We start from the raw sequence: 13,522 nt of genomic DNA, 5'->3' as shown, positions 1-13,522 counted from the left end.
TCCACAGAAGGAACCCTGATGACCACGCAATCATCCTCCGGCCACGCACTGGCCGTGTTCGATCCGCCCGAGGGCGAGGGCTTCCCGGATCCGTTCGCCGGGAGCGAGGCGGCCGAGCTCGACGCCAAGGCGGTCAGTGCCTGGTTCGGCGAGCGCAAAGTCCTGGACCGCGTCTCGCTGACCATGGAAGCGGGACAGGTCACGGCACTGATCGGCCCTTCGGGCTGCGGCAAGTCCACGTTCCTGCGGATCCTCAACCGGATGCACGAAATGGTGCCAACCGCGTCGCTGGCGGGGCAGGTCCTGCTCGACGGGGCCGACATCTACGATCCGGGCCGGCGGGTGACCCTGGCGCGCCGCAACATCGGCATGGTCTTCCAGAAAGCCAACCCCTTCCCGGCCATGTCCATCTACGAAAATACCGTCGCAGGGCTGAAGCTCGCGGGCATCAAGGCCAGCCGGCTGGAGAAGGACTTCCTGGTGGAGGATTCACTCCGCAAGGCATCCCTGTGGGATGAGGTCAAGGACCGGCTGCACCAGCCCGGCGGCGGACTGTCAGGCGGCCAGCAGCAGCGGCTGTGCATCGCCCGTTCCCTGGCGGTTTCCCCGCGGGTTCTGCTGATGGACGAGCCATGCTCGGCGCTGGACCCCACGTCCACCCGCCGCGTCGAGGAAACCATCGCGTCGCTGCGCGGACTTGTCACGATTGTCATCGTCACCCACAACATGCAGCAGGCCGCGCGTATCTCGGACACGTGTGCCTTCTTCCTGGCGGCACACAACGCGCCCGGGGCGATCGTTGAGCACGGCCCCACTGACGCCATGTTCCAGTACCCGCAGGACCAGCGCACCAGCGACTACGTCAACGGACGCTTCGGGTAAATGCGACGGGCCCCCACATCCGCGGCCCGCAGGCGCCGCCGCTTCCGTAACCTTGCCGCCGTCGGCCTGACCGGGCTGGGCCTTTCCGTGGTGCTGGTGTACGGAATCCCGCTCCTGACGGGGGCCCAGCCGCTGCTGGCAGTCCCCGGGCAGGCCACGGAATCTGCGCCGCGGCTGCCCGACTCCGCCGCCACAACGGCAGGCGGCGGCGCCCCGCTGGTGGTGGAGACGCCGGCAGAGGCTGAGGCGCTGGCCGGCCGGGAACTGGCCCGGACACCTGCTGGGCCGGGCCAGCCGGTGCGGGTGCAACTGCCGCGGCTCGGCATGGACATTCCCGTGTTGCCGATGGACCTCCCGGCCGACCGCCGGGTCAACCCGCCGTCCAATGGATTCGCGTACTGGATCAGCGACTACGGACCGGCCGGTTCAGCGGCCACCAACACCACTTACCTGGCCGCCCACTCCTGGAACCTCGGCTACTCGGCCTTCAACGGTCTGATGGACATCCAGGCCGGCACGGGCCGGGCACAGCCGGGCGACGCGGTGCTGGTCACCACGCCGGAGGGCGTCACGAGATACACGGTCACGGGGGCGGCCGGCTATGCAAAGACCAGTCTCGGGCAGCGGGACGACCTCTGGGCTGCCGTGCCCGGGCGGCTGGTGCTGGTGACGTGCTTCCAGCTGAACGACGCCGGCGCCACCGAGAACTACGTTGTGTACGCCGAGCAAACGGGCTGAGCAGGCGGCAACAACCGGCAGCAACGACGGGCCTCAGCCGCCCTGGCGCAGCGGCACCACGTCGCCTTCCCGGTACAGCAGGGCCCTCAGCTCGGCTTCCGCGGAGTCCAGGCGTTTGGGGTCGATGGTCTCCCCCGCGGCAAAGTGGTCCAGCAGCCGGGGATCAACATAGCTTTTCCGGGCGATCGACGGCGTGTTCCCCAGCACCGCAGCAGCCTCCAGCATGGCCACGCCGATGGCGCCCTTCCGCGCGGCAACGGTCGGTTGCGGGCCGCTGCGCGCCAGGCTGACGGCGGCGGCCACCGTCCCGTGCAGCGTGCGGAAGTCCTTGGCGGTGAAGTCCAGGCCCGTCCGCTCCTTGACGTAGGCATTGATGTCCGCGCTGGTGACCGGCCGCCAGGTCCGGCCCTCCTTGAACGCCAGGAGCCTGGCATTTCCACCGCGGCGCTTAAGCGTCCGCACCAGGGCGGCCAGGTCGGCGTCGTAAATTTCCGACTCCCAGTCCTTGCCGCTCTTGGCCGGAAACTTCAGCTCCAGGCACTCCTTGCGGACGTGGACGTGCCCACACAGGAGCGTGGCCAGGCCGCGGCTGCCGTTCTCGTTGGTGTACCGCTCGGATCCCACCCGCAGGGACCCGCTGTCCAGCATCCGGAAGGCCGCCGCCAGGACGCGTTCGCGGCTTGGACCGTCGCTGCGCAGGTCCAGGGTGACCAGCCGGCGGGCGGTGGGCAGCGACTCCGCCAGCTGCAGGACGCGGTCGAACTTCACGCGGTCTTTCCGTTCGCGCCAGGCGGGGTGGTAGATGTACTGCCGCCGGCCCACCGCATCGAGGCCTGTCGCCTGGATGTGCCCGTTGTCGAACGGCGCAATCCACACCTCCGTCCAGGCCGGCGGGATGCCGATGCTTTCCAGCCGGTCCCGGACCGGCCCCGGCGGCAGCGTGGAGCCGTCCAGGTCCCGGTAGCTGAAGCCCGTGCCGGCGGGCACGCGACGGTAGCCGCGGCCATTCGCGTTGCTGCGGCGGAGCCTCACGGGACGGCAACCTGCGGGGTCATCGGTTCCATGAAGGACAGCGTACTGACTCTTGACTGGAATACGCGTCCATCAACTGGTGTTAATGGTTAGGTGCCTACTCCCCCTGAAACCACCTCCTTACCCAAAACCGCTGTGACCGCGCCAGCTGGTCCCAAGGCTGTGGACAAGGAGACGACGGCGGGAGTCCTGTTCGGTTTCGGCGCGTACGGGTTGTGGGGGCTGCTCCCGCTGTACTTCTTCGCGCTGATGCCCGCCGGTGCGGTGGAGATCGTGGCCAACCGCGTGGTGTGGTCCCTGATTTTCTGCGTCCTCCTGATCACGGTCACCCGATCCTGGCGTGCGCTGGCCGCAGCGTTCCGCGACCGTTCGGTGTTCGGCACCCTCGCCATCGCCGCGGCCCTCATTGCGGTGAACTGGCTGACCTATACCTACGGCGTGACCACCGGCCAGGCCGTCGAAGCCTCGCTGGGCTACTTCATCAACCCCTTGGTCTCGGTCCTCCTGGGTGTGTTCGTCCTCAAGGAGAAGCTGCGTCCCCTCCAGTGGGCCGCCGTCGGAATCGGTTTTGTAGCGGTGGGCGTGCTCACGGTGAGCTACGGCAAACTGCCGTGGATCGCCCTGACCCTGGCCTTCAGCTTCGGGCTGTACGGGTTCGTGAAGAAGCGCGTTGGGCCGAAGGTGGACGCGGTGACCAGCCTCAGCGTGGAGACCATCGTCCTGGCACCGATCGCGGCGGCCACCATGGTGTTCCTCGGCGTCAGCGGCTCGGCCACCCTGGCCAGCCAGGGCCCCGGACACTTCTGGCTCCTCGTGGCCTCCGGCGTGGTCACCGCGGTGCCGCTGCTGTTCTTCGGCGCCTCGGCCCGCCGGCTGCCCATGACCACCATCGGGCTGCTGCAGTACGTTGCCCCGCTCCTCCAGTTCATCGTGGCCTTGGTGGTGTTCCAGGAAGCCATGACCGCCAGCCGCTGGATCGGCTTCGGTGTGGTGTGGCTGGCCCTGCTGGTGCTGACTGTCGATATGCTGCGGATGGCAGGCAAGAACTCAAGGGCCAGGAAACTCGCACGCTCCTCGTAGGACCGGCGCGAAAGGACACTTAAGCCCCACCCCCAGCGCGAACGAACACTTGAGGCCCTGGAAACGCAAGTTTCCAGGGCCTCAAGTGTTCGTTCGCGCCGTTGCGAGGGGACGCTAACTCTATGCGGACGGTTCTTAGGCGTTGGCCTTGATGGCCGCGGCCAGGACGTCGAGGCCGTCGTTCAGCAGGTCGTCGGTAATGACCAGCGGGGGCAGCAGGCGGATGACGTTGCCGTAGGTGCCGCAGGTGAGGATGATGACACCCTCCTTGAGGCAGGCAGCGGCCACGGCCTTGGTCAGCTCGGGGTTGGGTTCCTTGGAGCCGGCCTGGACCAGTTCCACGGCCAGCATCGCGCCGCGGCCGCGGATGTCGCCGATCACGGACTTCCCGGCGCCGGCCAGTTCGGCCTGCAGTTCCTGCAGGCGTCCCGTGGCGAGCGATTCAATGTGGCGTGCACGTCCGGCGAGGTTGTACTCCTCCATGGACCCGATCGCGGCAAGCGCAGCGGCGCACGCCACCGGGTTGCCGCCGTAGGTGCCGCCCAGTCCGCCCGGGTGGACGGCGTCGAGCAGGTCAGCACGGCCGGTGATCGCGGACAGCGGCATGCCGCCCGCGATGCCCTTGGCCATGGTGATGATGTCCGGGACAACGTCCTCGTGGTTGACCGCGAACCATTCGCCGGTGCGGCAGAAGCCGGACTGGACTTCGTCGGCGATGAACACGACGCCGTTCGTCTTGGCCCAGGCGGCCAGCGCGGGGAGGAAGCCCTCGGCGGGGACAATGAAGCCACCCTCGCCCTGGATGGGTTCGATGATGATCGCGGCAACCTGGTCGCCGCCGATCTGCTTCTCGATCATGGTGATGGCGCGCTTGGCGGCCTCGGCACCGGTGATCGAAGGGTTCTCCTCGCGGAACGGGTAGCTCATGGGCATGCGGTAGACCTCCGGCGCGAACGGGCCGAAGTTGGTCTTGTACGGCATGGCCTTCGCGGTCAGCGCCATGGTCAGGTTGGTGCGGCCGTGGTAGGCGTGGTCAAAGGCGACGACGGCGTCACGCCCGGTGGCGAGACGGGCCACCTTGACGGCGTTCTCCACAGCCTCGGCGCCGGAGTTGAACAGCACCGTCCGCTTCTCGTGGTCGCCCGGGGTCAGGCGGTTGAGCTGCTCGGCGAGGGCCACGTAGCTTTCGTACGGGGTGACCATAAAACAGGTGTGGGTGAAGTGCTCCACGGCTTCCTTCACGGCCCCGACGACGGCGGGATCGGACGCGCCGACGCTGGTCACCGCGATGCCCGAGCCGAGGTCAATGAAGGAGTTGCCGTCGACGTCGTGGATGATGCCGCCGTCGGCGTCCGCAACGTAGACCGGAACGGCGGAGGCGACACCCGCGGCGACCACTGCCTTGCGGCGCTCGGTCAGGGCGATGGACTTGGGGCCCGGGAAGTCGGCCTGGACACGGCGCTTCTGTTCCAGGCGGAAGGTGATTTCACTTGCTGTGGTGCTCATTGGGGGGTCTTCTTTCTGCGTGGGCCCACGCCGGCAGGGTTCCCTGGCCGAAGCGGAGCGAGGTTAGGGTGCCGGTGGGGAGGGTTCCCTGGCCGAAGCGGAGCGAGGTTAGGCCGCCGGTGGGGACTAGGCGTCGAGTGCGCTCATGACGTGCTTGATGCGCGTGTAGTCCTCAACGCCGTACATGGAGAGGTCCTTGCCGTAGCCGGACTGCTTGAAGCCGCCGTGCGGCATTTCGGCCGTCAGGAGGATGTGCGTGTTGATCCACACCGCGCCGAAGTCCAGGTCGCGGCTCATCCGCATCGCCGTGCCGTGGTCGGACGTCCAGACGCTGGAGGCGAGGGCGTATTCGACGTCGTTCGCCAGCTCGAGTGCCTCCGCCTCGGAGGAGAACTTCTGCACCGTGATGACCGGGCCGAAGGTTTCCTGCTGGACGATGTCGTCCGTCTGCTTGGCGCCCGTGACGATGGTGGGTTCGAAGAAGAAGCCCTTATCCCCTGCGCGGTGCCCGCCCGTGACAACCTTGCAGTTTTCCGGCAGGTGCTCCACCACGGAGGTGACGGCGTTGAAGTGGTTCACGTTGTTCAGCGGGCCGAAGTAGTTGTCTTCGTCGTTCTGCGAGCCGGTGTGCAGGGTCTTGGTGTGTTCCACCATGGCTGCCACGACGTCGTCGTGGACCGAGTCCTCCACCAGCACGCGGGTGATGGCGGTGCAGTCCTGGCCGGCGTTGAAGAAGGCGAACTCGGCGATGGCCGCGGCGCTCTTCTTGATGTCGGCGTCCTTGAACACAATGGCCGGGGCCTTGCCGCCCAGCTCCAGGTGGGCGCGCTTGAGGCCCTTCGCAGCTCCGGAGGCCACGGCGATGCCGGCCCGGACGGAACCCGTGATGGAGACCAGGCCGGGGACCCGGTGCTCCACCATCATGGCGCCGGTTGCGCCGGTACCCAGCACCACGTTCAGCACGCCGGCGGGCAGGATGTCGCCGGCCAGGCGGGCCAGCACCAGGGTGGATTCCGGGGTGGTGTCGGAAGGCTTGAGGACCACGGTGTTGCCGGCCGCGAGAGCAGGGCCGATCTTCCAGATGGCCATCAGGAACGGGTAGTTCCAGGGTGCAACCTGGGCCACGACACCGATGGGTTCGCGGCGCACGTAGGAAGTGTGGCCTTCGAAGTACTCGCCTGCTGACTTTCCTTCCAGGATGCGCGCGGCACCGGCGAAGAAGCGGAGCTGGTCGGCGCCGGCGGCAATTTCCTCGGAGGCAATCAGGGAGCGGACCTGCCCGGTGTTGCGGTGCTGGGCCTCGACAAGTTCGTCGCTGTTGGCTTCAACGGCGTCCGCGAGCTTGAGCAGCATCAGCTGGCGCTGCCCGGGGGTGACGTGCTTCCAGGTCTTGAAGGCGTCCTTGGCCGCGGTCATGGCAGCGTCGACGTCGGCCTGGATGGACACGGGAGACTGCGCCACTACCTCGCCGTTGGTGGGGTTAACGATGTCCAGCAGGTCGGTGCCCGCGGGCGTAACGAACTCACCATTGATGAAGTTCTGCAAGGTTTGGACCACGGTGTACAACCTCTTTCATAAGGGAACATCAGCTGCGAAGCGGATGGTTGCGACTGCCTTGAGCCTATGCCAGCACCTTCCCCCCGGGGAATAGCCACCTGCACACCCTTGGCCGCAATGTTTAGTGCGGTTGACCAGCGTCCGTCTATCCTTGAGCCATGGCCATTTCCCTCGCCACCCTGCTCGGCGTGCACTCCCTCCACCTGTCCAATGCAGGCCTTGCCGAGACCACCTGGCACGAGGACATCAACTGGGTTGCCGTCACGGAACTGGAGGACCCGCAGCGTTTCCTCAGCGGCGGCGAACTGGTGCTCACCACCGGCATGCGCCTGCGGTCCGCGCCCGAGCAGCGGCGCTTCGTCCGGCAGGTCCAGCGCGCCGGAGCCGTGGGCATTGGTTTCGGGACAGGTCTGACGCACGACGCCGTCCCGCCGGCCCTGATTGCCGAGGCCAACCGCTGGGGGCTGCCGATCGTCCAAGTGCCTTACGAGACTCCGTTCATTGCCATCGGCAAGCTGGTGGCGGAAGCGCAGGCCGCTGATCATGTCGCCAAGCTGGAGCGCCTGATCGCGGGCCACCAGATCCTGGCCCGCGCCCTCCTCACCGGCGGTGGCCTCACCCAGCTCCTGAAGCATCTGGGCGGGATGCTGCGGACTGAGATTGCCCTCACCCAGTTCACCGCCCACCTGTACAACAGCGGCGCCGAACTCCCCTCCGCGGACACGTGGGCGTCCTACCCCATCCCCACCGGCCGCCGCGATGCCTGCACGCTGTGGGTCCGCCAGCCGTTCGAGGATTCGGGCATCATCGGCTACGCCCAGAACCTGATCAGCGTGGAGCTGAACAACATGGTCAAGCAGCGCCAGGCCCAGCGCGCCCTGTGCGGCCAAGTGCTGGAGGACGTTATCCACGGGGCCCTGGAGACCAGCGAGGCCCAACGCCGGCTCGCCGGTGTGGGCCTGAACAGCACACGCAAAAACGTGGTGCTGCTGGCGGTGTCCGCCGCCCATCACAAGGCCCTGGTGAGCACCTCGGTGCCGCAGCCGCTGGAGAAGGCGGTGGCCGCCGTCGTCGGGAAGGACCTGGTGGTGGTAATTAACGACGACGGCGGCGCGGCACCTGCGCTGGCCAGGCGCCTCAGCGACCACCTGGCTGAGGCCGGGATCCACGCGACGATCGGGATCGGCGGCGCGTACACCAAGCCGAACGGCCTGCGCTGGAGCTACTTCGAGGCCCGCGATGCGGCCAGCCACGGCCTGCCGGTGAACGAACCGGAACGCCTGAGCCTGACCTCCCTGCTGCTGGCCAGCGAGGACGTTCCCCTGGCCGACATGGCCCACGAGTCGCTGAACCCGCTGCGCGCGTTCGACGCCGCCCACGGCGCGGAACTCGTGACCACCCTGGAAAGCTACCTGAACAACAACGGTTCCGTGGCCGCCGTCGCCGAAGCCCTGACACTGCACCGGAACACCGTGAGGTACCGGCTGGCGCAGATCACCGAGCTGACCGGCTACGATCCTTCGGTCACGGCGGACCGTGTGCAGCTGTGGCTGGCGCTCGCCGTGTCGCGGCTCGGAGCGCGGCAGGCCAGGTAGGCCCGCTGCCCTAAATGACCGTCCCCCTGAAGACCTTGCGGGACTTCTTGCGTTCCTTCCGGTACTCAGCTTCGGCGTCGGCCGCGAGCTGCACCTGCCGGGTATGGAGCGTGACGTAGGCCGACGCGACGGCCTCGGGCAGGTCCGGCGCCGCCGCCAGCTTGGCCAGCAGGTCCCGGGCCACCACGCTGTCGTGGAAATCGCCGAGGATCTGCTGCTGGCGGCGCGCGGCCTTGGCGATTTTCGTGGCGTGCTTGCCGTGGACCGGCTCCACGGATTCCGCCACGTGCCGCAGCCGCTTGGCGTCCTTGCGCACCTGGTGCAGCGCCGTCTCGTGCTCGGCTCCCCTGCGTGTTCGCTTGGCTGTCCTGGCTGCGCGCTCCAGCCTCTTGGCTGCCTTGGCCACCAGCTTGACCGCCGCCTTGCGGGCCGGGGCTGCGGCGCCCGGGCGGACCGGCGGGTTGTCAAGGAAGCCCTCGAGGCCGTCCAGGAGTTGGAAATAGCGCGCGGAAACCATCGCCATCTGGAGTTTCCGGTGGGCTGCGTCCCGGCTCGCTCCCAGGTCATCCTCCAGCCGGTCCTTCACCGCCGAAGCCAGTATCGGGGGCAGCTCCGCCATATGCCCGCGCAGGCGGTCCAGCATGACTTCAGCGTCCCGCGGCACGCCCAGCACGCGGCCAAGCCATTTGAGCTCGGTACCGAGGTGCCGCACAGCAAGGGCATTGTAGAACCGCCGGTAGGCTTGCAGCGCCGAACGGGCCCGGCGGGTGGCCGACCGCAGGTCGTGCACAGCCTCGGGTTCCTCCAGGCGGACGCCGGGATCGTGCGCCAGGATCTCGCTGATCTGCTCAGCCAGGTAGGCGGTCAGAAGGTCCGACACAGGCCCCTTTTTGCCAGGACTTTTTGGGCCGGCAGCGGCACCTGACTCCCTGGCAGCCAGTGCCAGGACTTTTGCCAGCTTGGAGCCGTGCTTGGCCGGGAGCGCCCCGGCGGCCGCCAGGATTTCCTCAGCGGCCGGGAACAGTTCAGGACTCCCGTGCACCAGCTCGAGCTCCCATTCACGCCACTCCCGCGTCCGGGCCTCTCCCTCGGGCGCTGCCGTGTCCCCCACCGCGGCGTCACCCGCGCCGCCCGCGCCGCCCGCAGCGCCGAGCAGCTCTGCGCTCACGCGGTCATCCGCCAGGTCCGCCAGATGGACACCGTCCCCGCCATATAACGCATAGGTGGTCCGCTGGGTTTTCAGCCGGACCACCGGGGCTGCATCCTCGCCGCGGAGGTAGGCCAGCACGTGCGCCAACAGGCTGTCAGGAACGACGCCGGGCTGGCCCAGCGGGGCGTGCAGCTCGCGGCGCCGCCGGGGTTCCGAGCCGGAGCCGCCGGCTGCGTCGCCAGACTCCTCGTCGGATCCGGGGCCCTCCGCGGTCAGCTTCAGGTGCCAGCCGGCGTCGACTCCGCCGGTGCGGCGGCGAAGCGTGATGTCACGGGAGGCGAGCGCGTGGGTTTGCGTGTCGAAGTACACCGCTTCCAGGGTGTCCACGTGGGGCTCCCCCACCCGGGTGACCCCGGGGATCTCCGCGAGCGAAGGCACCTCGGCGTCCTGGCCGACGTCGTACTTCATTTCGACCTCAACTGCCTGCGAAGCCATGACCGGCCGTCCTTCCACGTTGATGGGCGCCAGATCCTGCCGGGCGAGTTCCCTTGAGCCCGGGGCTGAACTCTGGTGGCCCGAGTCTATGCCCGCAACATTAACGGCCGCGAGAGGTTCACCACAGAACCCTAGACATCAAACGTCAAACGTCTAACCTTAAGACATGACTGTTGCCCCTGCAGATGCCCCGACGCTGTCCGACGCGCCGCTCAAACCGCGCTCCGCCGTCGTCTTCGGAGTCATTGCGCTGGTGCTGATTGGGCTGAACCTGCGGGCGGGGATTGCGGGCGCGTCTGCCCTCCTCCATGATTTTCAGCAGGTCCTGGGCTACGGACCGCTGGTGGCGGCGATTATTCCGTCCATCCCGACGCTCTGTTTTGCGGTGGCGGGCGCGGCGACGTCGTGGCTGACCGGACGGCTCGGCGTCGAGAAGGCCATCCTGCTGGCACTTGGATTCCTGGCCGGCGGGCTGCTGCTCCGCGGGATCCCGGCAACGGGCATGCTGGTGGCGGGCACCGTGGTGGGGATGTCCGGCCTGGCGGTCTGCAACGTGGCCATGCCGTCATTCATCCGCGAGCATTTTGCCCACCGGACGTCGGCGATGACGGCGCTCTATACCGTCACCATGACCACCGGCGCCACCGTCACCGCGGTCGCCGTGGTCCCGCTGGCCCTGACGCTCGGCTCGCCGTCCGCCGCGGTGGGCGCGATCGGATTCCTGGCAGTGGCTGCTTTCCTGGGCTTCCTGCCCGTCGTTCTGCATGCGCACCGCAACAGCGTCCGGAGCACGGCACCCCGCATCTCCCCGTGGCCACTGCTGCGTACCCGGAAGGGCCAGCTGCTTACCGCCATTTTTGCCCTCCAGGCGCTGCTCGCCTACTCGCTGATCAGCTGGTTCCCGTCCATGCTGATCAGCATGGGCCTCAGCTCAGCGGACAGCGGCCTGATGTACGGGCTGATGCAGCTGGTCTCCGTGCCTGCCGGCATGGTGCTGCTCGCCATCGGCTCGCGGCCCCGGATGTTCCGGCCGGCGCTGTATCTGGTCAGCATCACTATGGTGGCCGGTCTGGCGTCACTGCTGGTGGTGCCGGTGGGCCTGGCCATCATTCCCACCGTCCTGCTCGGCTTCGGCCTGGGCATTTTCCCGCTGGTGATGGTGATGATCAGCCGGAGCGGGACAAGCACCGCCGAGACCACCGCCCTGTCCACCCTGGCGCAGTCCACCGGCTACTTGCTGGCCACGGCGGGCCCCTTCGGCGCCGGCCTGCTGTTCAGCGGCACCGGCGGCTGGTCGCTTCCCGTGGCACTCCTGCTGGGCCTTGCCGTGGCCCAAGTGGTGGTGGCCCACCTGATCTCACGTGCCCCCTTGTCCGGCCTGAAGAAGTAGGACGCCATGACCCTGAGCACCTCGCACCGCCAGCCCCTCGCCGACGAGGTCACCGCCAAACTCCGGCAGATGATCCACTCCGGCGAGTGGCCCCTTGACCAGCGCATCCCCGCCGAACCGGAACTGATGCAGGGCCTGGGCGTCTCGCGCGGCACGTTGCGCGAGGCCATCAGGGCCCTGGCCCACAGCGGGATGCTGGAGGTCCGCCGGGGCGACGGCACCTACGTCCGCGCCACCAGCGAGATGTCCGGCGCCGCCCGTCGGATGTACCAGGACCACTCGGACGAACACATACTCGAGGTCCGGCTGGGCCTGGACACCCAGGCCGCGCGCCTGGCCGCCCGGAACGCAACGGCCGACGACGTCGCCGCCCTGCGTGCCGTGCTCGCCACCCGGGAGGTCGCCTGGAACGCCGCGGACTTCGAAGGGTGGGCCCGGGCCGACTGGGACTTCCACGCGCGTGTGGCCCAGTCCACCGGGAACCCGCTGCTGCACGAGCTCTACGTCAGTTTCGGCGACGTGTTCCACCAGGACCTGCTCAAGCAGCAACGCAAGGGCCGGCTGGACGGCCTCACGTACGAGGGCCACGGCGCACTGGTGGACGCGATCGAGGCCCACGACGCCGATGCCGCAGTGGCCAGCGTCAACCAGAACCTGAACACCTGCGCGGAGTGGCTGCGGGCGTAGGTTCAGTTCCTGTGTGCTACCTAGTTTCGAAGGGCGCGCGAAGGTGGGGTTTCTCCGCGGGCCAGCCCCATCAGTAGGCTTACTACCTGACGCAGGTAGTTACGCCCCGGGTGCCGCCCGCATCCTGGATGCCCGCCGATGACCAGGAGTTTCCATGTCACGAGCAACCCACCAGGCCCCGAACGAAGAGACCCCGAGCGAAGTGACCCCGGCGAAGCCGCGGGACCGGAAGCCGCCCGGCGCGCTGTGGGCCGATGGGCTGGGAAGAGTGGGGATCCGTTCGGCCCAGGTCCTGCTGATCCTGGCAGTGGCCGTGGTCTCTGTGTACGCCCTGATGCAGATCAAGCTTCTGGTCATTCCGATCCTGATCGCCCTGATCCTTGCCGCGGCCATAGGCCCGTTCGTCAACTTGCTCCGCCGCCGCGGCTTGCCGGGTGCCGCGGCCACGGGACTGGCGTTTGTGGCGCTCCTGCTCCTGCTGGCAGGCGTTGGTACGGTCATCTACTTCTCCGTCCGGAGCCAGTGGGCCGAGCTGGCGCAGCAGGCCTCCTCCGGACTGGACGAGCTGGAGCAGTTCCTGCTCACCGGTCCAATTCCGATCGACCGGGAGCAGCTGAACCAGGCACGGGAGGGGATCATCCAGTTTGCCACCAGCAGCCAGGTCCGCTCGGGTGCCATCACCGGACTGTCCGTGGTGACAGAGTTCCTGGCCGGAAGCGCACTGATGGTGGTCATCCTGTTCTTCTTCCTCAAGGACGGCGCCAAAATCTGGAACTTCTTCCTGCGACCCTTCAGCGGGCAGCGGGAAGCAAAACTCCGCCGCGTGGGCAGCCGCACCCTCGAAGTCTTGGGCGGCTACGTCCGCGGCACCGCCATCGTGGCCCTGGTGGATGCCGTGGCCATCGGCGCGGCACTCCTGATCCTGCAGGTTCCACTGGCGTTCCCGCTGGCCATCATCATCTTCATGACCGCTTTCATCCCGCTGGTGGGAGCCACGGTTGCCGGCATCCTCGCGGCCCTGGTGGCCCTCGTGGCCAACGGTCCGGTGGTGGCGCTGATCGTGGTGGCCGTGGTGATCGCCGTGAACCAGCTGGAGGGTGACCTGCTGCAGCCGATCGTGATGGGCAAGTCGCTCCAGCTTCACGCGCTGGTGATCCTGATGGCCCTGACTGCCGGCACCATCCTGGCGGGCATCATCGGTGCGGTCCTGTCTGTCCCCATGGCGGCCGTCATCTGGGCTGTCATTCAGGTGTGGACCGCTGAGGATCCGAACCGTGAGGACATGAATCCGGACCTCCCGCCGCCCAACAGCCAGCCGGTCTGAGGGATGCGTTCCTAACGTAAAGCGCGACGGCGATCCGGCACTTGGGTGCCGAACCGCCGTCGAGGGTTAATTCACCGAGTTGCTAC

General features: G+C 67.9%; 11 protein-coding genes. 7 read left to right on the top strand and 4 right to left on the bottom strand.

What is annotated here, in order from left to right; genetic code table 11:
- Nucleotides 1-18 precede the first annotated feature (18 nt).
- Nucleotides 19-882, top strand: coding sequence for a phosphate ABC transporter ATP-binding protein (locus tag AU252_RS16145; RefSeq protein ID WP_083510445.1), 864 nt, complete (start codon nucleotides 19-21; stop codon nucleotides 880-882).
- The gene (locus AU252_RS16140) at nucleotides 883-1,620 is read left to right on the top strand and encodes a class F sortase (RefSeq protein ID WP_058931604.1); all 738 of its coding nucleotides are present in this window, start codon (nucleotides 883-885) and stop codon (nucleotides 1,618-1,620) included. It abuts the gene before it with no gap.
- A gap of 33 nt (nucleotides 1,621-1,653) precedes the next feature.
- Here the strand turns inward: AU252_RS16140 and AU252_RS16135 are convergent, their stop codons facing one another.
- Nucleotides 1,654-2,652 carry a DNA topoisomerase IB gene (locus AU252_RS16135; protein WP_058931603.1) on the bottom strand — a complete coding sequence of 333 codons (999 nt, stop codon included), beginning with the start codon at nucleotides 2,650-2,652 and terminating at the stop codon, nucleotides 1,654-1,656.
- 135 nt (nucleotides 2,653-2,787) lie between these two features.
- Between AU252_RS16135 and rarD the strand changes: the two genes are divergently transcribed.
- Nucleotides 2,788-3,732 carry an EamA family transporter RarD gene (gene rarD, locus AU252_RS16130; RefSeq protein ID WP_240484207.1) on the top strand — a complete coding sequence of 315 codons (945 nt, stop codon included), beginning with the start codon at nucleotides 2,788-2,790 and terminating at the stop codon, nucleotides 3,730-3,732.
- A 135-nt stretch (nucleotides 3,733-3,867) separates the two neighbouring features.
- On the opposite strand, the gene gabT is transcribed toward rarD, so the two are convergent.
- Nucleotides 3,868-5,238 carry a 4-aminobutyrate--2-oxoglutarate transaminase gene (gene gabT / locus AU252_RS16125; RefSeq protein ID WP_058931602.1) on the bottom strand — a complete coding sequence of 457 codons (1,371 nt, stop codon included), beginning with the start codon at nucleotides 5,236-5,238 and terminating at the stop codon, nucleotides 3,868-3,870.
- Between the two features lie 126 nt (nucleotides 5,239-5,364).
- Nucleotides 5,365-6,795, bottom strand: coding sequence for a gamma-aminobutyraldehyde dehydrogenase (locus AU252_RS16120; protein ID WP_058933004.1), 1,431 nt, complete (start codon nucleotides 6,793-6,795; stop codon nucleotides 5,365-5,367).
- Between the two features lie 158 nt (nucleotides 6,796-6,953).
- On the opposite strand from AU252_RS16120, the gene AU252_RS16115 reads away from it, so the two are divergent.
- On the top strand, nucleotides 6,954-8,390 hold the full coding sequence (locus AU252_RS16115; protein WP_058931601.1) for a PucR family transcriptional regulator: 1,437 nt from the start codon (nucleotides 6,954-6,956) through the stop codon (nucleotides 8,388-8,390).
- 10 nt (nucleotides 8,391-8,400) lie between these two features.
- On the opposite strand, the gene AU252_RS16110 is transcribed toward AU252_RS16115, so the two are convergent.
- Nucleotides 8,401-10,035: a CYTH and CHAD domain-containing protein gene (locus AU252_RS16110; protein WP_058931600.1), complete on the bottom strand. Its 1,635-nt coding sequence runs from the start codon at nucleotides 10,033-10,035 to the stop codon at nucleotides 8,401-8,403.
- 166 nt (nucleotides 10,036-10,201) lie between these two features.
- Between AU252_RS16110 and AU252_RS16105 the strand changes: the two genes are divergently transcribed.
- The 3 genes from AU252_RS16105 (at nucleotide 10,202) to AU252_RS16095 (ending at nucleotide 13,436) form a co-directional block, all read left to right on the top strand.
- Entirely contained in the window at nucleotides 10,202-11,425 is a 1,224-nt protein-coding gene (locus AU252_RS16105) for an MFS transporter (protein ID WP_058931599.1), read from the top strand.
- 6 nt (nucleotides 11,426-11,431) lie between these two features.
- The gene (locus AU252_RS16100) at nucleotides 11,432-12,112 is read left to right on the top strand and encodes a FadR/GntR family transcriptional regulator (RefSeq protein WP_058931598.1); all 681 of its coding nucleotides are present in this window, start codon (nucleotides 11,432-11,434) and stop codon (nucleotides 12,110-12,112) included.
- Nucleotides 12,113-12,266: 154 nt separating this feature from the next.
- The gene (locus AU252_RS16095; RefSeq protein ID WP_083510444.1) at nucleotides 12,267-13,436 is read left to right on the top strand and encodes an AI-2E family transporter; all 1,170 of its coding nucleotides are present in this window, start codon (nucleotides 12,267-12,269) and stop codon (nucleotides 13,434-13,436) included.
- Nucleotides 13,437-13,522 lie beyond the last annotated feature (86 nt).

Source organism: Pseudarthrobacter sulfonivorans (genome assembly GCF_001484605.1).
In the GTDB taxonomy this organism is placed as follows: Bacteria; Actinomycetota; Actinomycetes; order Actinomycetales; family Micrococcaceae; genus Arthrobacter; species Arthrobacter sulfonivorans_A.
The sequence above is the reverse complement of the archived record's forward strand: the minus strand, read 5'-3'. Positions and strand labels throughout refer to the sequence as shown.